This window comes from Streptomyces gelaticus (assembly GCF_014649535.1).
GTDB classification, from domain to species: Bacteria; Actinomycetota; Actinomycetes; order Streptomycetales; family Streptomycetaceae; genus Streptomyces; species Streptomyces gelaticus.
In genome coordinates, this window is the sequence record NZ_BMTF01000027.1 from 30,640 (window position 1) to 54,928 (window position 24,289).

At 70.5% G+C, this 24,289-nt stretch carries 27 protein-coding genes; 9 read left to right on the plus strand and 18 right to left on the minus strand.

Features of this window, described 5'->3' with window-relative positions:
* Nucleotides 1-19 precede the first annotated feature (19 nt).
* From IE107_RS29075 to IE107_RS29085, 3 genes are all read right to left on the minus strand, one after another.
* A complete protein-coding gene (locus IE107_RS29075) occupies nucleotides 20-865 on the minus strand; it encodes a patatin-like phospholipase family protein (protein WP_189547332.1) in 846 nt (281 codons plus the stop codon).
* A gap of 74 nt (nucleotides 866-939) precedes the next feature.
* Complete coding sequence (tuf, locus tag IE107_RS29080) at nucleotides 940-2,115, minus strand: elongation factor Tu (protein WP_189547333.1); 1,176 nt, start codon at nucleotides 2,113-2,115, stop codon at nucleotides 940-942.
* A gap of 92 nt (nucleotides 2,116-2,207) precedes the next feature.
* Entirely contained in the window at nucleotides 2,208-2,345 is a 138-nt protein-coding gene (locus IE107_RS29085) for a hypothetical protein (RefSeq protein ID WP_189547334.1), read from the minus strand.
* 183 nt (nucleotides 2,346-2,528) lie between these two features.
* On the opposite strand from IE107_RS29085, the gene IE107_RS29090 reads away from it, so the two are divergent.
* The 3 genes from IE107_RS29090 to IE107_RS29100 all read left to right on the plus strand — a co-directional run bounded on the left by IE107_RS29090 (nucleotide 2,529) and on the right by IE107_RS29100 (nucleotide 6,549).
* Nucleotides 2,529-3,242: a TVP38/TMEM64 family protein gene (locus IE107_RS29090; RefSeq protein ID WP_189547335.1), complete on the plus strand. Its 714-nt coding sequence runs from the start codon at nucleotides 2,529-2,531 to the stop codon at nucleotides 3,240-3,242.
* A gap of 211 nt (nucleotides 3,243-3,453) precedes the next feature.
* A complete protein-coding gene (locus tag IE107_RS29095; protein WP_189547336.1) occupies nucleotides 3,454-4,326 on the plus strand; it encodes an undecaprenyl-diphosphate phosphatase in 873 nt (290 codons plus the stop codon).
* 828 nt (nucleotides 4,327-5,154) lie between these two features.
* The gene (locus tag IE107_RS29100) at nucleotides 5,155-6,549 is read left to right on the plus strand and encodes a YVTN family beta-propeller repeat protein (RefSeq protein WP_189547337.1); all 1,395 of its coding nucleotides are present in this window, start codon (nucleotides 5,155-5,157) and stop codon (nucleotides 6,547-6,549) included.
* 270 nt (nucleotides 6,550-6,819) lie between these two features.
* Here the strand turns inward: IE107_RS29100 and IE107_RS29105 are convergent, their stop codons facing one another.
* From IE107_RS29105 to IE107_RS29115, 3 genes are read right to left on the minus strand one after another with little or no spacing between them, the layout of a single operon-like run.
* Nucleotides 6,820-7,074, minus strand: coding sequence for a LapA family protein (locus IE107_RS29105; RefSeq protein ID WP_189547338.1), 255 nt, complete (start codon nucleotides 7,072-7,074; stop codon nucleotides 6,820-6,822).
* 45 nt (nucleotides 7,075-7,119) lie between these two features.
* Nucleotides 7,120-7,389 carry a hypothetical protein gene (locus IE107_RS29110; protein ID WP_189547339.1) on the minus strand — a complete coding sequence of 90 codons (270 nt, stop codon included), beginning with the start codon at nucleotides 7,387-7,389 and terminating at the stop codon, nucleotides 7,120-7,122.
* Between the two features lie 48 nt (nucleotides 7,390-7,437).
* Nucleotides 7,438-7,587, minus strand: a complete 150-nt coding sequence (locus IE107_RS29115) for a hypothetical protein (protein ID WP_189547340.1) — start codon at nucleotides 7,585-7,587, stop codon at nucleotides 7,438-7,440.
* Nucleotides 7,588-7,925: 338 nt separating this feature from the next.
* On the opposite strand from IE107_RS29115, the gene IE107_RS29120 reads away from it, so the two are divergent.
* The 3 genes from IE107_RS29120 to lnt all read left to right on the plus strand — a co-directional run bounded on the left by IE107_RS29120 (nucleotide 7,926) and on the right by lnt (nucleotide 11,108).
* Nucleotides 7,926-8,816, plus strand: coding sequence for a universal stress protein (locus IE107_RS29120; RefSeq protein WP_189547341.1), 891 nt, complete (start codon nucleotides 7,926-7,928; stop codon nucleotides 8,814-8,816).
* Between the two features lie 68 nt (nucleotides 8,817-8,884).
* Nucleotides 8,885-9,385, plus strand: a complete 501-nt coding sequence (locus IE107_RS29125; protein ID WP_189547342.1) for a nuclear transport factor 2 family protein — start codon at nucleotides 8,885-8,887, stop codon at nucleotides 9,383-9,385.
* 112 nt (nucleotides 9,386-9,497) lie between these two features.
* Nucleotides 9,498-11,108, plus strand: a complete 1,611-nt coding sequence (gene lnt / locus IE107_RS29130; RefSeq protein WP_189547343.1) for an apolipoprotein N-acyltransferase — start codon at nucleotides 9,498-9,500, stop codon at nucleotides 11,106-11,108.
* Nucleotides 11,109-11,167: 59 nt separating this feature from the next.
* Here the strand turns inward: lnt and IE107_RS29135 are convergent, their stop codons facing one another.
* From IE107_RS29135 to IE107_RS29145, 3 genes are all read right to left on the minus strand, one after another.
* Nucleotides 11,168-11,515: a DUF8108 domain-containing protein gene (locus IE107_RS29135; protein ID WP_189547344.1), complete on the minus strand. Its 348-nt coding sequence runs from the start codon at nucleotides 11,513-11,515 to the stop codon at nucleotides 11,168-11,170.
* A 206-nt stretch (nucleotides 11,516-11,721) separates the two neighbouring features.
* Nucleotides 11,722-12,621, minus strand: a complete 900-nt coding sequence (locus IE107_RS29140; RefSeq protein WP_189547345.1) for a Gfo/Idh/MocA family protein — start codon at nucleotides 12,619-12,621, stop codon at nucleotides 11,722-11,724.
* Nucleotides 12,622-12,634: 13 nt separating this feature from the next.
* On the minus strand, nucleotides 12,635-13,852 hold the full coding sequence (locus tag IE107_RS29145) for an FAD-dependent monooxygenase (RefSeq protein ID WP_189547346.1): 1,218 nt from the start codon (nucleotides 13,850-13,852) through the stop codon (nucleotides 12,635-12,637).
* 145 nt (nucleotides 13,853-13,997) lie between these two features.
* Between IE107_RS29145 and IE107_RS29150 the strand changes: the two genes are divergently transcribed.
* Nucleotides 13,998-14,630, plus strand: coding sequence for a TetR/AcrR family transcriptional regulator (locus IE107_RS29150; protein WP_189547347.1), 633 nt, complete (start codon nucleotides 13,998-14,000; stop codon nucleotides 14,628-14,630).
* 73 nt (nucleotides 14,631-14,703) lie between these two features.
* A complete protein-coding gene (locus tag IE107_RS29155) occupies nucleotides 14,704-15,159 on the plus strand; it encodes a hypothetical protein (protein WP_189547348.1) in 456 nt (151 codons plus the stop codon).
* Between the two features lie 52 nt (nucleotides 15,160-15,211).
* Here IE107_RS29155 and IE107_RS29160 read toward each other — a convergent pair whose 3' ends face one another.
* The 8 genes from IE107_RS29160 to IE107_RS29195 all read right to left on the minus strand — a co-directional run bounded on the left by IE107_RS29160 (nucleotide 15,212) and on the right by IE107_RS29195 (nucleotide 21,975).
* Nucleotides 15,212-15,697 (minus strand): hypothetical protein, encoded by a 486-nt coding sequence (locus IE107_RS29160; protein ID WP_189547349.1) that lies wholly within the window; start codon nucleotides 15,695-15,697, stop codon nucleotides 15,212-15,214.
* A 133-nt stretch (nucleotides 15,698-15,830) separates the two neighbouring features.
* Nucleotides 15,831-16,514, minus strand: coding sequence for a uracil-DNA glycosylase (locus IE107_RS29165; protein WP_189547350.1), 684 nt, complete (start codon nucleotides 16,512-16,514; stop codon nucleotides 15,831-15,833).
* Between the two features lie 86 nt (nucleotides 16,515-16,600).
* On the minus strand, nucleotides 16,601-18,181 hold the full coding sequence (locus IE107_RS29170; RefSeq protein ID WP_189547351.1) for an ABC transporter substrate-binding protein: 1,581 nt from the start codon (nucleotides 18,179-18,181) through the stop codon (nucleotides 16,601-16,603).
* Nucleotides 18,182-18,298: 117 nt separating this feature from the next.
* Nucleotides 18,299-19,054 carry an SDR family oxidoreductase gene (locus IE107_RS29175; RefSeq protein WP_189547352.1) on the minus strand — a complete coding sequence of 252 codons (756 nt, stop codon included), beginning with the start codon at nucleotides 19,052-19,054 and terminating at the stop codon, nucleotides 18,299-18,301.
* Nucleotides 19,055-19,074: 20 nt separating this feature from the next.
* Nucleotides 19,075-19,836 (minus strand): 3-oxoacyl-ACP reductase FabG, encoded by a 762-nt coding sequence (fabG, locus tag IE107_RS29180; protein ID WP_189547353.1) that lies wholly within the window; start codon nucleotides 19,834-19,836, stop codon nucleotides 19,075-19,077.
* Nucleotides 19,837-20,070: 234 nt separating this feature from the next.
* Nucleotides 20,071-20,454, minus strand: coding sequence for a DUF3037 domain-containing protein (locus IE107_RS29185; RefSeq protein WP_189547354.1), 384 nt, complete (start codon nucleotides 20,452-20,454; stop codon nucleotides 20,071-20,073).
* The gene (locus IE107_RS29190) at nucleotides 20,451-21,305 is read right to left on the minus strand and encodes a HipA family kinase (RefSeq protein ID WP_189547355.1); all 855 of its coding nucleotides are present in this window, start codon (nucleotides 21,303-21,305) and stop codon (nucleotides 20,451-20,453) included. Before IE107_RS29190 ends, IE107_RS29185 begins: the two co-directional genes overlap by 4 nt.
* A 76-nt stretch (nucleotides 21,306-21,381) precedes the next feature.
* Entirely contained in the window at nucleotides 21,382-21,975 is a 594-nt protein-coding gene (locus IE107_RS29195) for a site-specific integrase (protein WP_229867318.1), read from the minus strand.
* Between the two features lie 191 nt (nucleotides 21,976-22,166).
* Here IE107_RS29195 and IE107_RS29200 point away from each other — a divergent pair, with 191 nt between their 5' ends.
* Complete coding sequence (locus tag IE107_RS29200) at nucleotides 22,167-23,348, plus strand: PucR family transcriptional regulator (RefSeq protein ID WP_189547356.1); 1,182 nt, start codon at nucleotides 22,167-22,169, stop codon at nucleotides 23,346-23,348.
* On the opposite strand, the gene IE107_RS29205 is transcribed toward IE107_RS29200, so the two are convergent.
* Nucleotides 23,305-24,246, minus strand: a complete 942-nt coding sequence (locus tag IE107_RS29205; protein WP_373302520.1) for a carboxylesterase family protein — start codon at nucleotides 24,244-24,246, stop codon at nucleotides 23,305-23,307. The genes IE107_RS29200 and IE107_RS29205 overlap by 44 nt on opposite strands.
* Between the last annotated feature and the right edge of the window lie 43 nt (nucleotides 24,247-24,289).

Consider the following 24,289-nt stretch of genomic DNA (forward strand, 5'->3'; position numbering starts at 1 on the left):
TCCATTGTGCGGTGCCGGATCAGCTGCTCAGGACCGCGGCCACGGCTTCGGTGTGTGCCGTCGACTGGGCCAGCCCGGCGCGGGCGGCCGCCGCGCGGCAGCTCGGGTCGAGGGGATTGCGGCCGAAAGCCTTCTTCGCCGCCGCGTCCGGGGTGATGACCTCGACCCGGGCTCCGTTCGCGGCGAGCGCGGCCGCCTGCGAACTCGGCGAGGCGATGGCCTTGTTGCCGCCGGCCGACGGGGCGATGACGACGACGCGTCCGTATCCGGCGGCGAGCTGGGCGTTGGCCGTGGAGTGCACCCCGCCGTCGATCCAGGTCCGCCCCTGGAAGCGGGCGACGGGCCAGACGCCGGGGACCGCGGAGCTCGCGGTGACGGCGTCGGCGAGGGACACCCCGCTGTCCTTGTCGAACGTGTGGAGTTCGCCGGTCGTGGCGTCGACGGCGGTGACGATCAGGGGGCGCTCCGGCCACTCGGGCGAAAGCAGACGGCCCGCGATCGCCGCGCGCCGTTCCTCCTCGGTGACGCCCAGCCTGGCGCCCTGCGCGATCCTGCCCAGCTTCCGGCCGTACGCGTCCGGGGTCCGGGCGGACAGTACGGCCCCGGCGTAGCGCAGCAGGGTGAGCAGGCCGAGCTTGCCGCCGGTGATGTCCTGCGGATCGGCGAGCTGAAGTTCGTAGAGTTCGGGAAGACCGGTCAGTCCGGAGGCCAGCTGTGCGCCGACCGTCGCTCCCGCCGAGCTGCCGATGATCAGATCCGCCGCGGAGAGGTCCACGCCCGACTTCGCGAGCCCGTGCAGGATGCCGGTCTCCCAGGCACCGCCGGTGACACCGCCGGAACCCAGTACCAGTGCTGTGTCTGTCATGCCGTCAGTCTCCCGCACGGCCCCGGGCCCGCCTCCCGTGGGGTACGGAAGGCGGGCCCTTGGTGCCTCGCGGTTCAGAGCACGCCGGTGACGGTGCCGGCGCCGACCGTGCGGCCGCCCTCGCGGATCGCGAAGCCGAGTCCGGTCTCCAGCGGGACGTCGCGTCCCAGTTCGACGGTCAGGTCGACCGTGTCACCCGGACGTGCCACCGCCACGTCACCGAGGTCGACGTCGCCGACGACGTCCGCGGTGCGGATGTAGAACTGTGGCCGGTAGCCGGTGGCGACCGGGGTGGTCCGGCCGCCCTCCTTCGCCGACAGGACGTACACCTGGGCGGTGAAACGTCGGCTCGGCGTCACACTGCCCGGCGCCGCGACCACATGACCGCGGCGGACCCGGTCGCGCTCCACCCCGCGCAGCAGCAGGGCCACGTTGTCACCGGCCTCCGCGGACTCCATCGGCTTCCCGAAGGTCTCCAGCCCGGTGACGACCGTCTCGATGTCCGGGTCCGGTCCGAGCACCGACACCCGGTCGCCGGTGCGGACGGTGCCGCGCTCGACGGCTCCGGTGACGACGGTGCCCCGGCCGGTGATGGTCAGGACGTTCTCCACCGACAGCAGGAATGGCGCGTCGGTGTAGCGGACCGGCATCGGTACGTACGTGTCGACGGCGTCCAGCAGGGCCTCGACGGCCGCGGTCCAGCGCGGGTCACCCTCCAGCGCCTTCAGGCCCGACACCCGCACGACGGGAACGGAGTCACCGCCGTAGCCGTGCGCGGAGAGGAGCTCGCGGACCTCCAGCTCGACCAGGTCGGTGAGCTCGGGGTCTCCCGCGTCCGCCTTGTTGAGAGCGACGACGATGTGGTCGACGCCCACCTGACGGGCGAGCAGCACGTGCTCGGCGGTCTGCGGCATGATCCCGTCGAGCGCGGAGACGACCAGGATCGCCCCGTCGAGCTGGGCGGCGCCGGTGACCATGTTCTTGATGTAGTCGGCGTGCCCGGGCATGTCGACGTGCGCGTAGTGGCGGGTGTCGGTCTCGTACTCGACGTGCGCGATGTTGATGGTGATGCCGCGCTGCGTCTCCTCCGGCGCCCGGTCGATCCGGTCGAACGGGACGAACGTGCCGGTCCCGCGGTCGCTGAGGACCTTGGTGATGGCGGCGGTCAGGGTGGTCTTCCCGTGGTCGACGTGGCCCATGGTGCCGATGTTGAGGTGCGGCTTGGTGCGCACGTATGCCGTCTTGGGCATGGTTCATTCCTTGGTGCTCGAAGCTGAGAGAGAAGACCCCAGGGCCCCGCCGACCCTCCCCTTGCGGGGTCCGCCGGACTGTCGGGGGAGGGTCAGCTTCGGGCGCCGCCGGTGGGCGCGGCGGCAGCGGTGGACGCTGCCGCGAGGAGTGCTGCGGTGACGGGGCTCACGGCAGCCTTCGGCGCGTCCGCGACTGCGGACGGCGCTGCGGGGAAGGCGTACCGGAACATGGGTCCGATCATGTCGGACGGGCCTGGCCGCGTCGAATGGTTTTCGGGCGGACGCCCCGGTCCCGGCAAGGGAGTTCGGCCCGCGCCCGGCCGACGAAGCGGGCACGGGGTGCGGCATCGGCCGCCCGGCGGCCGACGCGCACGTTACAGCGATCCCCCACCGTCGTCGGTTACTCTCCCCGCATGCTCGACCCCGCCCCCGCCGCCCGGCCCGCCACCGGCCTCGCCGTGCGCTGCACGAGGGCGCTGCTCTCGCCCTGGTCCCGGTTCTCGCTGCTCGTTGCCGTGCTGCTGGGCGCCGCGGCCACGATGCTCCTCCTCGATCCCCAGCAGCTGCTCGCCACCGGCTGGCCCGCCCGGCTCAGCGGAGGCGCCCTCGCGGTGATCCTGTTCGGTGTCGCGTACGGCGTGTGCACGGTGGCGTTCGTCCCGCGGCCGCTGCTCAACCTCGCGGCCGGCGCGCTCTTCGGTACGCAGGCGGGACTGACCGCCGCACTGGCCGGGACGGTGCTCGGCGCGGGCATCTCGTTCGGGCTGGGCCGGGTGCTGGGGCAGGACGCGCTCCGTACGCTGCTGCGCGGGCGGTGGCTGAAGGCCGCGGACGGCCAGTTGAGCAGGCACGGGTTCCGCTCGATGCTGGCGCTGCGGCTGTTCCCGGGTGTGCCGTTCGCGGCGGCCAACTACTGCGCGGCGGTGTCGCGGATGGGGTATCCGCCGTTCCTTGCGGCCACCGGGATCGGCTCGATCCCGAACACCGCCGCCTATGTCGTCGCGGGCAGCAAGGCCTCGGCACCGACGTCTCCGGCGTTCCTCGTAGCGATGGGCTTCATCGTGCTGACGGGGCTCGGCGCGGCCGTCGTCGCCTGGCGCAAGCGTCACCGTCTGACCGCCGGGTGAGCCGGTGCCCACGGCGCCCGGCACCGGAGCGGGGGGCGGCCCGGGGGCGCGCGTAACGCTGTTCATCTGAGGGCGGTACCCTGCCCGCGACCGACCGAAGATCTCCGGGCCCGTGACGGGCCTGTCCTCAATTGACCGAAATGCGCACGCTGCCGACGGTTCTCGCTGCCGTCGGCCGATGCACGATCACCTCCGGGATGGCCAAAGCCCCATGAGCTGGTTCGAATCGTTCGTCCTGGGCCTCGTTCAGGGTCTGACCGAGTTCCTGCCGATTTCTTCCAGCGCGCATCTGCGGCTCACCGCCGCGTTCGCCGGCTGGCACGACCCGGGTGCGGCGTTCACCGCCATCACCCAGATCGGCACGGAGGCGGCAGTCCTCATCTATTTCCGCAAGGACATCGTCCGGATCGTCTCGGCCTGGTTCCGTTCGCTGACCGACCGGTCGATGCGCGGCGACCACGACGCCCAGATGGGCTGGCTGGTCATCGTGGGCTCCATCCCCATCGGCGTGCTCGGCGTAACGCTCAAGGACCAGATCGAGGGCCCGTTCCGCGATCTGCGGCTGATCGCCACCACGCTGATCGTGATGGGTGTCGTCCTCGGGATCGCCGACCGGCTCGCCGCCCGCGACGAGGCGGGCGGGAAGCACCGGGCCGGAAAGCAGCGCAAGACGCTCAGGGAACTCGGGGTGAAGGACGGCCTGATCTTCGGTTTCTGCCAGGCGATGGCCCTGATCCCGGGGGTCTCCCGCTCCGGAGCCACGATCAGCGGCGGTCTGCTGATGGGATACACCCGCGAGGCTGCGGCCCGGTACTCCTTCCTGCTCGCGATCCCGGCGGTGCTCGCCTCGGGTGTCTTCGAGCTGAAGGACGCCGGTGAGGGCCATGTGTCGTGGGGGCCGACGATCTTCGCGACCGTCATCGCGTTCGGCGTGGGGTACGCGGTCATCGCCTGGTTCATGAAGTTCATCACGACCAAGAGCTTCATGCCGTTCGTCATCTACCGGATCATTCTGGGCATTTTGCTCTTTGCCCTGGTCGGCATGGGAGTCCTGAGTCCCCATGCCGGCGAATCCGCCGGGTGATCCACTCTCCACTTCCATTCCGATCCAGCGCTTTCCAACACCCCCACGCATCCGCGCACGGTGATCGTCTCCCACCCGCCTCCCAGTCTTCTCCCACTTTTCTCCCACCCGGGAGGCGGAGAGACAGGCAGCTCGGCCGTGCGCTGTCGCAAAGTCATGGAGCAATAAGGAGGACCCGCACGGCCGAAACTGTGCGGGCCTCCCGGGTGCGACACCCAGAACATCAGCAACGGTCGCCGAGGAGGTCGCGGAGCCCGCCTCCCAGCCTGCGGCAACCAGGTCCATGGCGACGATCCGCGCGCACGTGCCCGGTGACCGGCTCACCGCCGCCCGCACAGACTCTTCAAGCGCCCCGGGCCGCTTCGTCCTCCCCCATCCGGCGTCCGCGATTCCGATGCCGAGTGCCACACAGGGGACCACTCGGCGTCCGGGTCCGCGAACTCGCCGAACAAACGGTCAGGAGTGTTGCTACGGAGCCATGATCACTTGCCCCAAAGCACCTCCTGGCCAAAGTCGCTCCGCCGACCCTGCAGGACCACATGCCCGTGAATCACACCCCTGAGCCGTGGGCGGGACTCAGCGCAAGCCATGGATGAATCGTGTCATATCGCTTGAAATGACCCATCATTACCTAAAGTGACGCGGGGTCACAGTGGGTGATCCGCGGCTTGTTGTCGGCGCCACCGGTGTGGCCGGCGAAGGCCGCCTATGCGCGAGTCGGAGGTGCCGGTGATCAGGCGCGAGAGAAGACAGAGTGGGCCGTATCGCAGTTCGGGGCCCGAGGAGAGCGGACATCGATCACGACCATGGGCGTGGGCGCGGGCCTGCTTGGCGGCGCTGCTCCTGGTGGCGGGACTGGCCTCGCCGGCCGTCACCTCGTCCCCGGCCTGGGCCGCCCCACCCCCGAACATCTACGTCGCCAACCTCAGTTCGAACACTGTGTCGGTGATCGACGCCACCACCAACACGGTCACCGCCACCGTCAACGTCGGCGCCGCCCCGTGGGGGGCCGCGGTCACTCCGGACGGCACGCGCGTCTACGTCGCCAATGAAAACTCGCACAACGTGTCGGTGATCGATACCGCCACCAACACGGTCACCGACACCATCGACGTCGGCACCACTCCGAGGGGTGTGGCGATCACTCCGGACGGCCTGCACGTCTACGTCACCAACGCGGGCGCGGGCACTGTATCGGTGATCGAGACCGCCACCAACACGGTCACCGACACCATCAACGTCCAAGCCGACCCGTCCGCTATCGCGATGGCCCCGGACGGCCTGCACGTCTACGTCACCAACGATCTCTCGAACACTGTGTCGGTGATCGAGACCGCCACCAACACCGTCACCGACACCATCAACGTCGGCTTCAACCCGATCGGTGTGGCGGTCACCCCGGACAGCACGCACGTCTACGTCGCCAACGATGGCTCGAACAACGTGTCGGTGATCGACGCCGCCACCAATACAGTCATCGCCAACGTCAACGTCGGCACCAACCCGTACGCTGTAGCGATCACCCCGGACGGCACGCACGCCTACGTCGCCAACAACACGAGCGCGGGCACTGTGTCGGTGATCGAGACCGCCACCAACACGGTCACCGACACCGTCAGCGTCGGCACCAACCCGGCCGGTGTGGCGATCACCCCGGACGGCACGCACGCCTACGTCAGCAACTTCTTCTCGAACAGCGTGTCGGTGATCGAGACCGCCACCAACACCGTCACCGACACCGTCACCGTCGGCACCAACCCGCTCGGTGTCGCATCCGTCCCGGCCACCGCGACTCCCAAGCCTTCCTTGACCATCGCCAAGAGCCACACCGGCAGCTTCACCCCAGGCAGGGGGGTGAGCACCTACACCATCACCGTCGGCAACAACGGGACCGCTCCGACCGACGGCACCACGGTCACCGTGCACGACACCCTCCCCCCGGAACTCACTGCGGTCGGCCTCAACGGCTCCGGATGGCGCTGCACCCAGTCCACCCTCACCTGCACCCGTAGCACCGTGCTGGCCGCCGGGAGCAGCTATCCGCCCATCACCCTGAGGGTCCGCGTCGCCCGCAACGCCACCGGCACGGTCACCAACACCGCCACCGTCACCGGGGGCGGCGACACCACCACCCACACCGCCACCGACCCGACCGTCATCGACCCCCCGGCTCCCAGCCACCACCACAACCACCACCACAAACACGACCACGACTGGTGGTGACCACACCGCACCGCCCGGTACGACGGCAGCGACTCACGGGAGTCCCAAAGCCGTCCGCGCCCCATCCGTGGCGATGCTGAAGTCCTTGTCGAGGTGCATCTCAGAGCCCTGGTCCCAGGCGAGAGAGCGTCTGAGCTGGGCGGGAAGGGCAGAAACAGTCCGGCCGGTCTGGGAAGCGTGTCCGTACAACGCCCAGGCCGGCCGAAAGGCGCCCATCCGCCGGACGGGCCCCTGGCTTCGCCGCCCGGTTCGGCAGGCGCGGGCTTCGGGTCAGCGCCTGGCGCGGCGGCGGAACAGGTATCCGCCCAGGACCATTCCGGCGACCAGGGTCACCGCCAGCACCGCCCAGAGCGGCAGCGTGACGGTGGGGATCCACAGCCGGATCGCGACCGACCCGGTGTTCGCGGCGATGAACCAGATCGCGAGCCCCGCCAGCGCCACGACTCCGAGGGTGCGGATGCGTACGTTCCGGCCCTTGACGGTCAGGGTCGACGGGGCATGCGGTCCGGACGTATTCCGTGCCATGCATCCAGTATCGAGCGGTTCACCGGATCGGGCCTGTCCGGCGGATCAGGGGGTGTCGCCGCGCCATTCCCAGCGGTCGGGGTCGCCGTCCCGCGGCCCGTACTCCGCTCTGCCGCCCGGTCCGAACCGCCCGATCTCGGTGTTCAGGGCCGCTCCCTCGCGCAGCGCGCGGTCCGTCCAGCCGGTCACGTCGAGAAGCAGGCCGTCGAGCGGGCCACCAACCAACTCCCGGTAGGTGTGTCCCGGCCGGGGGCCCGGGTCGGGATCGTCATGGTCGGCGCCGTACACGCGCCGCTGCCGCATCAGCTCGTCCATGGGGGCAGGATCGCACCCGGCACTGACAATCGCAGAGGGCAGTACGCCTCACGGGCCGCACCGGAGCGCCAGGTGCGCCTCGATGCCCGCGACCTTCTTCGCGTTGTCCGTGCGCAGGAGCCGTCGCATGACGACCGCCTCCGCGGCGGTGATGTCGGCCTCGACGTCGTCGGTGATCCGCTCCTCTGATCCGGACACCCATGCCGGGGCCTGCCCCCCCGGGGAAGGTCGAGGGCCGGAAAGCCGGTCGGCGACCATCGGAACCTGGCTCTGCGGCAGCCCCGTGCGCTCGGCGATCTCCCCCACGGCGCTGCCGGGGTGGGCGGCGATGTCACTGGCGACGGTCAGGACGGAGCGGGCACTGCCGCCGTGCGTCGCACGGGCCGATGCGCCGCACGGGCCGAATCGAGTGGCGGCCCCGAAGCAAGTGGCGGAACGTCCCGGATCTTCTGGGCAGATAGGGTCGAAAGTCCCTGCCGCGCGACAACCGCGCGTACCAGCCTGGAACATGCACCGCCGGAACCTGGAGGGAATTCATGACCAGCACCGACCGTCCCGTGATCGCCGCAGTCGACGGCTCGTCACACAGCCGCGAGGCACTCGACTGGGCCGCCCACGAAGCCGTACGACGGGGCCTCAGGCTGGCGATCGTGCACGCCCGGACACCCGACCGCCGCGTCGGACAGGACACGCAGCAGCGCGAGGCGGAGGAGTTGCTCAACCAGTCCGTCCGCAGGGTGTCCGAGATCGCTCCGGAGTTGCAGACCTCGAAGCTGGCGCCGTTGGACTTCCCATCCGCGGCGCTCACCTCGCTCAGCCGTGACGCCTCCCTCGTGGTCCTCGGTTCGCGCGGTCTGGGCGGTTTCCGGTCCTTGCTGCTCGGCTCCAACAGCCTGGCGACCGCGTCGATGGCCGACTGCCCGGTGGTCGTGGTCCGCGGTGAGCCGTCGGGCGAGGACGCGACGGAGGCGCCGAAAACAGCGGAATCGGCGGGGACGGCGGAAACGCACACCGACATCGTCGCGGGCGTGGCCGCCGACGAGAGCAGTGAAGGGGTTCTCGAGTTCGCCTTCGAGACCACCGCGTCCCGGCCCGGTGCGCGGCTGCGGATCGTGCACGGCTGGACGATGTTCTCCTCGATCCTCTCCGGCGGCCCCGTCTTCGACCGGGACGCCGCGGCGCACTCGGCCGAACGGACCCTCGCTGAGCTCACCGCCGGTTGGCGGGAGAAGTATCCGCAGATCGAGGTCGTCAGGGAACCGGTCAGCGGCTCCGCCTCACGCACCCTGGTCACGGCGTCGGGGACCGCGGCGCTGACCGTGGTCGGGCGTCGCCGGGGCGGCGAGTCCCTCGGGCTCGGGCTCTCCCCCGTCGCACAGACCACACTCACGCACGCGCTCGGTCCGGTTGCCGTGGTGCCCTGCTGACTGCAGGGTCGCCCCGCCGTGCGTGCACGCCTCTTGGCCTTGCACGCCGACGGGCGGACACTGACCCGATGACGCAGCGCGTGGATCTCGCGACCGTGATGGACCGGCTGTCCATCGATGCAGTGATCACCGGCTATGCGACGGCGGTGGACGACGGCGAATGGGCGGACTACCGTGCCCTGTTCACCACGGACGGCCGTGCCGACTACCGCGGCGCCGGTGGTGTGGAGGGGCCGGCGCACGAAGTCGCCCAGTGGTTGACGGAGACGATGCGGCACTTCCCCGTACGCCAGCATCTGATCGTCAACCGCCGCATCGACTTCCAGGAGCTGGACGGCTACCCGGGCGACCACGCCGAGGTGCGGGCCGACTATCTCAACCCGATGCGGCTGGAGAGCACCGCGGCGGGTGCGGAGGCACGGGGCACCGCTCCGAACTTCATCGCCGGGGGACGGTACGTGTTCACACTGTCGCGTACGGACACCGGCTGGCGGATCCGTACGGTGAACGTCCACGAGAAGTGGCGCAGCACAGGAAACCTCTCGCCCCTGGACCGGTCCGCAAAGTGACTGCGGGCGGATCCGGTCCTCCGGTGCTTCCGCTCCCCCGCACCGGAGGAAGAACTGCAGAACGTGGCAGCAGGGGAGAGACTGCTCATCAGGCAGGACGAGGAGGCGCGGCATGCGGATTCCGGCCGGTCGGAGCGAGCGGTGGGAGCGGATGCTGCGGTCCGGCCGGTGGCGCGGCTGTCTCGCACTGGTTGCGGGGGCGCTGCCCGCACTCGCGTTTCCGGCTCCGTCCCTGTGGTGGCTCGCCGGTGTCGGCCTGGTTCCGTGGCTGCTGCTCATCCGGTCCGCCGGCACGGGGCGCCGGGCAGCGCTGGAGGGCTGGCTCGGCGGCACCGGATACATGCTCGCGGTGCACAACTGGCTGATGCCGAGCCTCCATGTCTTCATCGTGATCCTGGCGGCCCTGCTCGGTCTGCTGTGGGCTCCGTGGGGGCTGCTGGTGTTCCGGATGCTGGGCAGGTCCGTGTCCGCCGGGGCGGTCGCCGCTGCGGTCGTCGTGGTGCCCTGCGGCTGGCTGATGATCGAACTGGCCCGTTCCTGGCAGGCGCTCGGCGGTCCCTGGGGACTGCTCGGCGCGAGCCAGTGGCAGGTGGCTCCCGCGCTCCGCGTGGCGTCCGTGGGCGGGGTGTGGCTGGTGAGCTTCGTGGTGGTGGCGGTGAACACCGCCGTCGCTCTCCTCTTCGTGAGTGCGGCCACCCGCACGGTGGCCGCGGTGGGCATCGTGGTGTGCGCTCTGGCCGTGGGTGCGATGGCCGAGTGGGCGCCGCGGCCCGAGCAGTCGGGGGTGGCCAGGATCGCCGTCGTGCAGCCGGGTGTGTTCACGGGGGTCCACAGCGTCGAACGCCGACTCGCCCGGAGTGAGCAGCTGACCGGCGCGCTGGCCGGGCGCGATCTCGACCTGGTGGTGTGGGGCGAGAGCAGTGTGGGGATGGATCTGACGCGGCACCCGGACGTCACCGCACGCATCGCCGCCCTGTCTCGCCGGGTGGGCGCGGATGTGCTGGTCAATATGGACGCCAGGCAGACCGGCCGGTCGGGCCGGACGGGGATCTTCAAGTCGACGGTGCTGGTGGGTCCGGACGGGCTGACCGGGGACCGCTACGACAAGATGCGGCTGGTGCCTTTCGGCGAGTACATCCCGGCCCGGTCGGTGCTCGGCTGGGCCACGTCCGTGGGCCGGGCGGCCGGCGAGGACCGGTTGCGGGGCACCCGGCAGGTGACGATGTCGCTGCGGGGGGCCGAGGACGGGAAAGGATTGCGCATCGGGCCGCTGATCTGCTTCGAGTCCGCGTTCCCCGACATGAGCCGTCGGCTCACCCGGGACGGTGCGCAGCTGCTGGTCGCCCAGTCGTCCACCTCCACGTTCCAGCACAGCTGGGCACCCTTGCAGCATGCCTCGCTCGGGGCGCTGCGGGCCGCCGAGAACGGTCGCCCGATGGTGCATGCCACGCTCACCGGCGTCAGCACGGCGTACGGCCCCGGGGGCGAGCGGGTCGGTGCCCCACTCGGTACGGACAGGAGCGGGGCCGCGGTGTTCGACGTACCGCTGGCGACGGGCACCACGCTCTATGTGCGGCTGGGCGACTGGCCGCTCCAGGGGGCGGCGGCGGTGCTGGCCCTGTTCTGCGCCTTCGAAGCGGTCCGGCCGCTGAGGCGGCGTGGCCGGAACGGGCCCGCCGGTGCCACCGCGGTCGCCGAGCCGCCCGCCCGCTCCGCGCCATGAGCCGGGAACGGCCCACCCTGTCCCTTGTGCCCGGCCCTGCCGGATGACGCAGGACAGGCCTACGGGGGGCCGTTCACCGAGACGATGCGCCCCTGTGCGTCGACGGTGAGCGAGACTCGCTCGACCTTGTTGGTCACGGCCAGCACCAGCCACACGGCGCCCCAGAGGAAGCAGGTGAACACCGTCAGGAGGGCGTGCAGCACATGGTTCAACGGGTTCCCCCGGACCATGACGACCTGGGTCTCGGAACGCGATTCCACACGCCAGCCGCTCGCGATCCGCTGGTTGACCGCCCAGTCGAGGATCAGGCCGCGCTGCATCTCGTCGGGCGGCCGCCCGTCGGCGGAGTAGTAGCCCGGCGGCGGCTGGAGCGCTCCCCAGCCCCTTGGCTCGTCGTGAGGTCTCACGAGGTCACCTCCACGGGCCGGTGGTCCATCACCTCAGCCTGCATCGGAGCCCGGTCCGACGCATCCGGAGGCTCGTCGGCCGCAGGTCCGGCGGCCACGAAGCGTGTCCAGGACGTCGGCGCCTGCCTACTGGGACGAGGAAGCCCTCGGCCTGGCCCTGCCCAACGGCGTTTCGCCCCACAAGAGATCAACTGCGGGACACGGCCCTAAACACAGTCCAGGTCGCGCAGGATGCGTTCGCAGAGTTCGTGGGTCCGCAGGGCGTCTTCGGCGTTCAGCAGTTTTCCGGCGCGTACGTCGTCCAGGAACGACAGCACGCCCTGCTCGATGCCGCGCTGACGGGCCACCGGCACCCAGTCGCCGCGCCGCCGCGTGGTCGGCTGCCCCTTGTGGTCGATCACCTCGGCGAGGTTGACGACCTCGCGCTTGGAGTCCTGGCCGGAGACCTCCAGCCGTTCCTCGGTCGAGCCGCTGAGCCGGTTCATCGTGCCGATGGCGGTGAATCCGTCGCCGGACAGCTGCAGCACCACGTGGTGCATCAGGCCGTCGCGGATCCTGGCCTGTACGGCGGTGTGCTCGACCGGCCCCGGCACCAGGAAGCGGAGAGTGTCGACGACATGGATGAAGTCGTCGAGCACCAGGGTGCGTGGATCCTCCGGCATGCCGACCCGGTTCTTCTGCATGAGGATCAGCTCGCGCGGGTGCTCGGCGCACTGGGCGTAGCCGGGCGCGACCCGGCGGTTGAAGCCGACGGCGAGGCTCGTTCCGCGTTCCTCGGCGAGGGTCACCAGCCGCTGGGAGTCGGCGAGTTCGTAGGCCAGCGGCTTGTCGACGAAGGTAGCGACGCCCGCCTCCAGCAGCCGGGCCACGATCTCCGGATGCACCGCCGTCGGGGCGTGGACGAACGCGGCGTCCAGCCCCTGGGCGATCAGCGATTCGAGGTCGGTGTGGCACTGCGCGGCCGGGATCCGATGGGCCGCGGCGACCGCGGCCAGGGTGGCGGGGGTGCGGGTCTGCAGATGCAGTTCGAGCCCGGGCAGGGAGGTCAGAACCGGCAGATACGCCTTCTGCGCGATGTCGCCGAGTCCGATGCAGCCGACCTTCACAGGGGTCTCCCTCTCACTCGGCGCCCGTCGGCGCGGTGTTCGCCTGGCGAGGGGCAGCATACGTGTGTCGCGGTGGCGTCCAGTCGGCTGTCCCGTCGAAGGTGCGCAGGACGAGGCCGGGCCCGAAACGCGAGACCGCGAACACCAGCGCGTCGCGCAACGCCACGGCGGGAGCGCTGGTCAGACGCACCAGACGCGAAGCGCGGGCGGCCTTGCGGACGATGGCCGATGTGCGGGGCAACCGGTCGGCGGTGTACGCCGCCACCCCGGCGCCGAGGTCACCGCCGGGCGCCAGATGGTGGGCGAGCACGATCGCGTCCTCGATGGCTTGATTGCCTCCCTGGCCGAGGGACGGCGCCATCGCGTGCGCGGAGTCACCGACGAGGACGGTGCGTCCCCGGTGGAAGGACGGCAGCGGATCGATCAGGTGGTAGACGTCGTTGCGGAGCACCTGGCCGGGATCGGCGGCGGCGATGACCGATGGGATCGGTTCGTGCCAGTCGCCGAACCGGCGCATCAGTTCCGCCTTCTCGTTGTCGGCGGCGCGTGTCCCAGCAGGCGTGAATGCGGCCCCGTAGGCGTAGCTCCGGCCGTCCTTGAGCGGTTGGGTGCCCCAGAGGGCGCCGCGCCCCCACGTCTCGTGCGGGGCGAAGGGCCGCTCGGGCGCGGGGACGACGATGCGCCACGTGGTGAATCCGGCGTACGAGGGGCCGGGGTGGTCCGGGAAGAGTGCGCTTCGTACCGCGGAGTTCACGCCGTCGGCACCGACGACGAGGTCGGCCTCGATGCTCCCGGCCGCCGTCCCGACCACGGCGGGCGCACCGCCCGCCGTCCCCGGGTCCAGCAGCTCCGCGGGGGTGCCGGTCCGGACGGCGCCCTCGGGCAGCCGGGCCACGAGCCGGTCGACGAAGGTGGCGCGGTGCAGCAGGACCATCGGGCCACCGAACCGCTCGGCCGCGGCAGCGCTGTCCGTACGGGAGAGCCAGCGGCCGCCGGGGGCCCGCATCCCGCCCTCGCCCTGCCAGGCGGCGAGGGCCCTGATCTCGTCGCCCATGCCGATGACATCCAGGGCGCGCTGGGAGTTGGGGGCGAGGGCGATGCCGGCTCCGACAGGTTCCAGTGAGGCCGCGCGCTCCAGAACGGTGACCCGCCAGCCGCAGCCGTGCAGGGCCACCGCCGCGGTGAGGCCGCCGATTCCGCTGCCGATCACGACGGCGTGGGGTTTGTCCATGACTCCTCGACTCCTTCTCGCATGCACACGTCCACACATCCGCGCAGACACGCATCCACGCAGACACGCATGAGCCCACCGGAACTACATCCGTAGTGACGGATTCACCGTACTACGGATGTAGTTCCAAAGGTAGGTTGGCCCCATGGCAACACGTACCACTGGTACCTCCCGGGCCGATCTCATCGCCGACACCGCCCTCGCGCTCCTCGCCGAACGCGGGATGCGCGGGCTCACCCACCGCGCGGTGGACGAGCGCGCCGGACTCCCGCAGGGCTCGACGTCCAACTACGCACGCACCCGGCAGTCCCTGCTGGAAGCGGCGGTACGAAGGCTGGCCGAACGCGAGACCCGGGCGCTCGCCCCTGGTGAACTCCCGGCCCCGGGCGCCGCTCCGGACAGCGGTCCCGCCGACGGGGCGAAGGCACTGGTCGCCGGTCTCGCGCTGGCGCTGCATCGCTATCTCACCCGCCACCGCGAGCTGCTCGTCTGCCGCTACGAGCTCGCGCTGGAGGCCACTCGGCGTCCGGAGCTGCGGGAGTTCTTCGACGCGACGGGGCGGCAGTTCCGCGAGCCGCTCACGGCGCTGATGACGGCTGCCGGATCGACCGAGCCGGAACGGCACACCCTGTCCCTGGTGGCCTGGTGCGAAGGGCTGATGTTCTCGTGCGCCGCGGGGTCGTACAGCCGCTCCGTCCCGAGCGAGGAGGAATTGCGCACCGGCTTCGCCGAACTGCTGCGCGGGATGCTGGGGCCCGAGTGGGCGGTGCCGCGCTGACCGGCGTCACCCGTGCGGGCCAATCACGGCCGCCCGGCGCACCGGAGCCCGGTTCGCACCGCAGAGTGATCAGGTGCAACGAACCAGAATCACCGTGAGCCTCCTGGTCGGCATGGCCGTAACGACGCTGTCCGGTTGTGTGTCCGTGGAGCCGCGAGCGGACGTTCCGTCGCGGCCCCGGGCCAGTGGGCCCGTCCAGGACCTGACACCGCAGGTCGTACTGCCTCCCGTCCACGACTCCCTGGACGCCGTGCCGGACCCCGAGCCGTCCGCCTCCGCGTCCCGCCCCGCGCACGGCGCACCGCCGCCCGACACCCGCCGCGCCGCGCCGCGCGCCCCGCGGCAGCAGTGGCGCCCGGGTGTCGCGCGGCCCCGGCCGCACCGTGCCCCGCCCGCCGTGACCGCACCCGCCCCGGGCCCGCCGGCCCCGGTCGCCGGCACGGACGTCTGCGCGCTGGGACGGGGCTACGGGCACTGGCCCGCAGGCAGCCCTCAATCCCGGATCTGCGACGACACCTACGGTCACTGAGTCCGCGGCGGGCAGAAGGAGCAGTGGCCCGTCCACCGCGGACGGGCCACTCTCACAGCTCGTGCAGCCGGAGCTCCAGCCGCGCGATCGCCGCGCGCACCCCTCCCCCGTATCCGTCGTCCGCCCCGTCGTCCGCAAGCACGCCGGAGGTGGCGCGGGCCCGGCCCAGATGGAACCGCGCCGCCTCGGGATGCCGGAGCTTCATGTAGTCCGCCGCGAGATTGAGATGCAGCAAGGGGTAGAACGCCAGCACCGCCGGCGCGTCGGGATGCTGCGTCGCCCGCTCGTCGGTCAGTCCGTCGGCGGCGGTCAACGCCCGCAGGTCCCAGGCCAGTTCATCACCGGCGTCGTCCTGGGTGTCGGCCATGTAGTGGGCGAGGGTGCACCGGTGCAGGGCTGCTCCGTCCTCGCCGATCTCCGACCAGAGCTCGCCGAAACGATTGCGGGCCTCTTCCCGGTCACCGCCGTGCAGCAGCATGACCGCCTGGCCGATCCTGGTCATGACCGCGTCCGCGGACGCCTCCCGCTGCTCCGTCACTGCGACCTCCCTGCGCGCTCGTCCCCCGTTTCGCGTTCGACGCTAGCGGCAGCGGCGGTCAATCCCGCTGAGGCTCGGGCGGGCGTCCCCGGCCGGACGTCGGACCCGCCGCCGACCGGGGCAAAACCGCCGGTCAGCCCAGGTCGGGGATGCGCCAGTCGATGGCCTCATGCCCCTGCGCGGCCACCGCCGCGTTGATCTGCCTGAAAGGACTGGAGCCGAAGAACTTCTTGGCCGACAACGGCGACGGGTGTGCCCCCTTCACCACCACGTGGCGCGCCTCGTCGATCAGCGGAAGCTTCTTCTGGGCGTAGTTGCCCCAGAGTACGAAGACCGCCGGGTCGGGCCGCGAGGCGACGGCGCGGATCACGGCGTCGGTGAACTTCTCCCATCCCTTGCCCTTGTGCGAATTGGCCTCGCCCGCGCGCACCGTCAGCACGGCGTTGAGCAGGAGCACCCCCTGCTCGGCCCACGGCATCAGATATCCGTTGTCCGGGACCGGCAGGCCGAGCTCCTCCTTCATCTCCTTGTAGATGTTCCGCAGGGACGGCGGCGTCTTCACGCCCGGCCGCACGGAGAAGCACAGCCCGTGCCCCTGCCCCTCCCCGTGGTACGGGTCCTGGCCGAGAACGAGGACCTTCACCTTGTCGTAGGGCGTGGCGTCCAGGGCTGCGAACACCTGGTCGCGCGGGGGGTAGACCGGCCCCTTGGCCCGCTCCTCCTCGACGAACTCGGTGAGCTCCTTGAAGTACGGCTTCTGCAGCTCTTCGCCGAGGACGCCGCGCCAGGACTCGGGCAGCAGGTCGGTGTCGGTCACTTCAACAACCTCCGGTAAGCAATCAGCTTTTCACCCGAGAACCTACCGGGAGCCACTGACAACGCGCCCTGTCAGCCCGTCCCGGCCTACCAGCTGGCCTTGCGGTACAGCTCCCACAGCTGCATGACCGTCTGCGGGTCCAGGGCGCGCTCGCCGCCGCCGATGTCCTCACCCGAGGCCACGTACAGCTTGCCCTGCCACAGCGGCAGCACCCGCACGTCGTCGACCATGACCTTCTGGGCCCGTTCGAACTGCTTGCTGACCGCGCCCCGGTCGCTCTCCTTGCGGGTCTGCGGCAGCACCTCCCTGGTGATCTCGTCCTTCATGTACGGCATCCCCGTGATGCTCTCCTTGCCGACGAACGGGGCGATGAAGTTGTCCGCGTCCGGGAAGTCCGGGAACCAGCCGCGGCCGAAGACGGGGAACTGGCCCTTGGTGAAGCCCTCCTGGAAGATCTTCCAGGGCTTGCTCTTCAGCGTGATCCTGAACAGCCCGGAACTCTCCAGCTGCCGCTTCAGCTCGTCGAACTCGGGGGCGGTGGAGGATCCGTACCGGTCGGTGGCGAACCAGAACGTCAGCTCGACCGGCTTGGTGATGCCCGCCTTGGCCAGGATCCGCTTGGCCTTGTCCTGGTCCGGATCGCCGTACGCGTCGAAGAAGCTGGTGGTGTGCCCGGCGATGCCCTTGGGGACCATGGAGTACAGCGGTTCGGCCGTGCCCTGGTAGACCTTGGCCACGAGGGCGTCACGGTCGACGAGCTGGGCGATGGCCCGTCGCACGGCCACCTTCCCCGCCGCCGGGTCCTCGGGGTTGAAGACCAGGAAGCGGATGTCCGCGCCGACCGTCTCGACGATCTGGAGTTTGCTGTCCTTGTTCTGGTTCCCCTCCAGGCTGACGACGTCCTCGGCGGTGAGGCCGCGGTAGATCGCGTCGATCCGGTTCTTCCGCAGCGCCGCCACCACGGGGGCGGACTCCTTGAAGTACCGGATGGTCACGGCGTCGTTCTTACGGTCGGCGAATCCCTTGTAGTCCGGGTTCTTCACCAGTTCGGCACGGTTTCCCGGCTTGTACGAGTCAAGAAGATACGGACCGGATCCGGTGATCTTCCCGTCGCTGCGTATCTTGTGCCGGGAATAGGCGCTGGGCGCCACCAGCGACATCGCGGGTGTGGCGAGAATGAAGGGGAACGTGGCGTCCGGCTTCGTGAGGTGGAAGACGACCATGTCGTCCCCCTTGGTCTCGACGCGGTCGAGCGAACCGAGCATGCCGACCGGGCCGCCCTTGAACTTGATCTCCGAGATCCGGTCGATGGAGTACTTCACCGCATCGGCGTCGAGCTTGTCGCCGTTGGAGAACTTCAGGCCCTCGCGGAGCTTGCACCGGTAGGAGGTGCTGGTGGTGTCGGTGAACTTGCACCATTCCGCGGCATCGGGCTCGGGGCTCGTACTTCCGGTGGGGAAGCTCACCAGGGTCTGGAAGACGTTCCGCATCAGCTCCCAGGAGTTGTCCCACGCCGCCGCCGGATCGAGGGTGGAGGGTTCGCTGGTCGTACCGACGACTATCTTCTGCTCGACTTCCGATCCGCTGTCGGAAAGAAGTCCGCAGCCTGCCAGCAGAAAAAGGGAAGCTAGGGCTGCAGCGGCCTGCAGACTGGCCCGGTAGAACACGTGAACGCTCCTCGATCAGCCATGGGTCGGCAGACCATACCGCAGGGCCCCGTCGGGTCAATCCGCAGGCCCGACAGGGCACTTGAGTCAATCAGGACCAAATCCGCACAGGCTGTCTCAGCCCACACCCGCGTTCAGGAAGATTCCGCCGTCGACCACCAGGGTCTGCCCGGTGATCCAGTCCGCCTGGCTCGAAGTGAGGAACGCGGCGGCGCCGCCGATGTCCTCGGGAACTCCCAGCCTGCCGAGCGGATATGCCGCGGCGGCCTCCGCCTCACGGCCCTCGTACAACGCCTGGGCGAACTTCGTCTTCACGACCGCCGGAGCGATCGCGTTGACCCGGACGACCGGCGCGAACTCGTGCGCCAGCTGAAGGGTCAGGTTGACCATCGCGGCCTTGCTCATGCCGTACGCACCGATGAAGGGCGAGGCGGAGACGGCGGCGACCGAGGCGATGTTGACGATCGCCCCGCCGTTCTCCTTCTGCCAGGCCTTCCAGGTCAGCTGCGCAAAACCCAGCGCCGAGAGCACATTGGTCTCGAAGACCTTGCGTGCGACACCGAGGTCGAGTTCCGCGATGGGCCCGAAGACCGGATTCGTACCGGCGTTGTTGACCAGGAAGTCGACCCGGCCGAACGCCTCCATGGTGCGCTCCACGGCCACGACCCGGTGCGCCTCGTCGTGGGCCCTGCCCGCCACGCCGATCACCCGGTCGGCACCCAGCCGCTCCACGGCCTCGGCGAGCGCGTCCTCGCCGCGCCCGGTGATGCACACCCGGTCGCCGCGGGCCACCAGCGCCTCGGCGATTCCGTAGCCGATGCCCCGGCTCGCACCCGTGACGAGCGCGACCTTCCCGCTGTCCTGCACAGTCATGATCTCCCCGGCCCTTCCGGTCAGTTGAGCGGTCCGCCTGCGACGTACATGACCTGACCGGAGACGAAGCCGGCCTCGTCACCCGTGAAGAAGGCGATGGCGTTGGCGACGTCCTCGGGGCGGCCCACGCGCTGTACCGGGATCTGGGTGGCCGCCGCGGCCTGGAACTCCTCGAAGCCCATGCCGACCCGGGCCGCGGTCTGCGCGGTCATCTCGGTGACGATGAAGCCGGGGGCGACGGCGTTGGCGGTGATACCGAACTTGCCGAGCTCCTTGGCGAGGGTCTTGGTGAAGCCCTGGAGACCGGCCTTGACCGCGGAGTAGTTGGCCTGGCCGCGGTTGCCGAGCGCCGAGGAGGACGAGAGCGAGACGATCCGGCCGAACTCGGCGTCCACCATGTGCTTCTGGACGGCCTTGGCCATCAGGAACGCGCCCTTGAGGTGCACGTTCATCACGGTGTCCCAGTCGGACTCGCTCATCTTGAAGAGCAGGTTGTCGCGGAGCACGCCCGCGTTGTTGACGAGGATCGTCGGGGCGCCGAGCTCGGCGGCGATCCGCGCGACCGCGGCTTCCACCTGGGCGCTGTCCGACACATCGCAGCCGACCGCGAGCGCGGTGCCCCCGGCAGCGGTGATCTTCTCGACGGTGTCCTTGCAGGCGGCCTCGTCGAGGTCGAGTACGGCGACGGCGCGGCCCTCGGCCGCCAGGCGTACCGCGGTGGCTGCGCCAATGCCCCGCGCCGCTCCGGTCACGACGGCGACGCGCTGCTCGGTGGTGGACATGCTTGGTTCTCCTCGCCCTTGGATCGCCGCTCAGCGGACGTCGGGGCAGCTCCGGCACGGAACCTGGTGTGCCCGAAACCTTCCCGATAGCTGAGCAACCGCTTAGTACCTTCAGCAGACGAGACGCTAGAAGCCCTGGCACCCGGTGTCAACGGCCCACGGCCGCCGGGGCGCATGTCACACCCGGCGGCTCCGCCCGCACTGCGCTCGCCGGCGGAGCCGCCGGGCGGCGGATCAGCGCACCAGCAGATCCAGCAGCCGCTCGACCTCGGCCTCCGGGTCGGCCGTCAGGCCGCTGTGCACGGGGCTCGGCTGGATGACGGTGGAGCGCGGCGCGATCAGCCAGCGGAAACGGCGGCCGGCGTCGTCCCCGGCCGCCTGACCCGCGTCCGTACCGCCGCGGCACACGCCCTCGACGGCATGCAGCGCGGCCCGCACACCGACCACGTCGGCGGTCGGGTCCAGAACCTTCAGCTTGGTCTCGTCCAGGTGAGTGCGGGCGGCCACGAAACCGCGTGCACGGCAGTACACCACCACACCCGCGTTGAAGAACTCGCCGCGCTGCACCCGCGGGACCACGCGCAGCAGCGCGTACTCGAAGACATCGCGCTCGCTCACGGCCGACCGTCCTTGTCGTGCTTCTTGGTGGGGTGCGGCCAGGGGGTGAGGTGTTCGGTGAGCCAGCCGGGGGCCTGGGACGGCTTGGGCTCGGTGGGGCCCTCCATCGTGATCCGCTCATGGATGGTCGCGGCGCGCGGCAGCAGTGCCTCGACGTAGGCGCGGCGCAGCTCGTCGGTGCTGTCGAAGCCCGGCTCGTCCACCAGCCATTCGTCGGGGACGTCCGCCGCGACCTCGGTGAGCAGCTCCTCGGTGACCAGCGGGGCGAGTTCGGCGGCGGCCGCCGCGATGTCGGGCGCGAACGGGGCGAGCGCGTGGTCGGAGGCGTTGTACGGCTTGGCGGCGGACGCCTGGGCGCCAGGCCAGTTGTGGTGCCAGATCATGGTGGCGCCGTGGTCGATGAGCCACAGGTCGCCGTGCCAGATCAGCATGTTCGGATTGCGCCAGGACCGGTCGACGTTGTTGATCAGCGCATCGAACCAGACGACCCGTCCGGCTTCCACCGGGTCCACCTGGTAGGCGAGCGAGTCGAAGCCGATCGAGCCTGGCAGGAAGTCCATCCCGAGGTTGAGTCCGCCGCTGGCCTTGAGGAGCTCCTGCACCTCCTGGTCCGGCTCGGCGAGCCCGATGACCGGGTCGAGCTGGATCTGTACGAGGTCGGGGACCCGCAGTCCGAGACTGCGGCCGAGCTGCCCGCAGATGACCTCCGCGACCAGTGTCTTGCGGCCCTGTCCGGCGCCGGTGAATTTCATGACGTAGGTGCCGAGATCATCGGCCTCGACGATCCCGGGGAGCGAGCCACCCTCACGCAGGGGCGTGACATAGCGGGTCGCTACAACCTCATCCAACACTTTCCCAGGCCACCTATCTCTTCAGACTTGCAATCCGTGGATCACTGCTTCGGGGGCGCAGGGCAAGAAGTCGTGGTCAACGATGCTGGGGAGAATCTGGGGAGTTTCGATCGGCCTGCCGGCCTCCCCGCTCCCCAAGGGCCCCGTCGATGGCGCCGCGTCCCTTGCTGCCCGCCTCCGGCATGAGGTGAGCATAGTAACCGAGGGTGATCGCGGGCGAGGAGTGTCCGAGCCACCACGCCAGGGTCACCATGGACTCTCCTGGCGCCAGCAGGAGCGAGGCATAGGTGTGCCGGAGTACATGGAATCCGTCCTTATGGACCGCCGCCCACTGCCAGGGTTTCGCTCCCTCGGCACGTGGCGGGATGACGTCGGCCGCAGCCAACGCCGGCTTCCAGGTGTAGGTGTTCCAGGTGTTCACCGCGATGGCGTTGCCGAAGCGCGTGGTGAGCAGCAGGCAGACCTTCTCCCTCTCCCCCTCCGGGTTGATGGCGTCGCGGACGCGAAGCGCCGTTCCCATTGGCCGTGCGTCGCGCGGCTCCCGTGACGATTTGGGCCAGCGCACAGATTTCGCGTGCACAGGGTTGCGCTCGAGGCGCTTGTCGTCGACGGCCGCTTCCGGAATGGGCGAAAGCTCAGAAAGGACGCCGCGTTGGCAGTCGACCGACAAGACTGTTGACTCCAACTTGGTTATGAACGCCCGCGGATCCGTTGCGGCGATGTTCCTGAGCGGGAGCTGGCCCAGGTGCGGGATGAGTTGGCGGCCGGGAGCGGTTCGGGGACACGCCCGACGCACTGCCCGCGCCGCCGGCCCCGGGGCTCCGATTGACGGCACGGCCGGGGCGGTGTGACGATGCGCCGATGTCGGACCTGCACGCCCGGATGGCCGCCCGGGTCGATGACCTCACGGCCGTCGTGGTCGCGCGCTGCGCGGCGGAGGCGCCGTTCTACGGGGCGCTGCCCCGCGCCACCCTCCAGGGCGAGGTGGCGCGGTCCATCGCGGCGGTGCACGCACTGTTGCTCAGGGCACTGCGCGACGGCGGCGGGGGTCCGATGGGGCCGGGCGATCTGACCCGGCTCATCGAGTGGTCGGCGCGCCGGGCCGAGGAGCGCGTCCCCCTGGAGGCGGTGATCGCCGCGTACCTGATCGGCGCCGACGTGTGGTGGCAGACGCTGACCGAGGTCGCGGAGCCCGGTGAGCTGGCCGGGGCGGGCGGCAAGCTGCTCGCCTGCCTGCACGCCGCGCTGCCCGCGGTCGTCCTCGCCCACCAGAACGCCCAGGAGGACCTCCACAGCGAGGACAAGCGCGTACGGCGGGCCCTGCTCGGCGCCCTGCTGGCAGGACGGCCGTACGAGGAGCTGGCGGGCGTGGCGCGGGTGGCCGTGGTGGGTGAATACGAGGTGGTTGCCTTCGCGTTCGAGTCCGACCCGCCGAGCAGATTGGTGCAGTCCTCGCTCGACGCCTTCACCGGGATCCCTGTGCTGATGGACCACGTCGCTCGGATCGCCTTGTTGCCGGGCAGGTCCGACGTGCCGGGCCTGGTGGCCCGGCTGGAGAAGGACGTGGGGCAGCCCGTGCGCGCCGCCGCCGCCCGCTCCTCCGTACCAGGGGCCATCTCCTCGGCGGCGCAGGAGGCCGGCTGCGTGCTGGATCTCGTCCGGCGCCTGGGACGCCCGCCCGGGTGCTACCGCCTCGACGACGTGCTGCTGGAGCACCAGCTTGCACGCCCCGGGGACGGCCTGGTGCGGCTGGCGGCCAAACTCGACCCCTTGGAGGAGCATCCGTACCTGCTTGAGACGCTGCGCGTGTTCGTGGAGCGGGGGCTCAACCGCCGCCAGACGGCGTTGGAGCTGTGCGTCCACCGCAACACCCTGGACTACCGGTTGCAGCGAGTGAGCGCGCTGACGGGCCTCGACCTCGCGGTTCCCGCGCAGGCGCGGCTGATCCAGGCGGCGCTCATCGCCAGGGACCTGGCCGGGCCCGCGGATCACCGCGGGGTCACCGGATGGCAGGGGTCCGCAGGAGCAGCGGAAGGCGGATGAACCACGGCCGGCGTCGGCGAGCGCTCGGCCTGTCATCTGCCAGAGCCAGGCGCCGAGTTCCTCGTGCCGGGGTGCGAGGACCGGGCCGGCGCCGGGGTGGTCGAAGACCATGACGGGCCGGTCCGCGTTCCAGCCGGACCAGCCCGGCTGTCCGGTAGTGGCGAAGGCGACCCAGGCCCGGTGCATGGCGTCGGCCAGTGGCTGGGGCGCGCCGGGCCTGGTCAGGTCCTCGGCCGCGCGCAGGTTGTCGAAGACGAAGCCGAGTTCCAGCGCATGGCACGCGCCGAGTCCCAATCACGGGCGAGCGCCAGCAGAATTCGTAGACGAAGGTGCGGGCGGGCCGGGAGTCGGCGAGGCGGTTGAGCGGCCCCCGCGGCAGCAGGTCGGTGGCCATCTCTCCCAGGATCTCACCGGGTTTGGCGTGCGGCCGGGTGGCTCGGTACAGGCGTGCCACGCGTTGCGGGACACGGATCTTCAGCAGTGCCAGCCGCAGGGTGATCCGGGTGATCCGGTCCACGGTTCCGCCGGGTACGAACCACAGCCGGTACTCCTCCCGGTTGCAGCCCAGCAGGTCGACCTCGGGAAGGGGCGGGGCGGCGGGTACCACGTCGCCGTCGACCACGATGTGGAAGCCGGGACCGCCGCCGATGGGGTCGGACCGGTCGACGACGGCGGCCTGCGCGTCCAGCAGCAGGTCTCGGTCCACCGCCGCGAACGCCTCGGCGGTGGCCGGGATCCGCAGTCTCTTCGCCATGGACCGTACGGTCTTCGCGCCCTCGCGGCGCGACATCGTGTGCGGCGGGCCGCTCTGCAGGATCGCCCGGTGGAACAGCCCGGCCGCGTGGGGGCTGGTCATGAGGGCCGCGACGCTGATCGCGCCGGCGGACTCCCCGCACACGGTGACGTTCGCCGGATCTCCGCCGAACGGGGGCCGGCCGCCC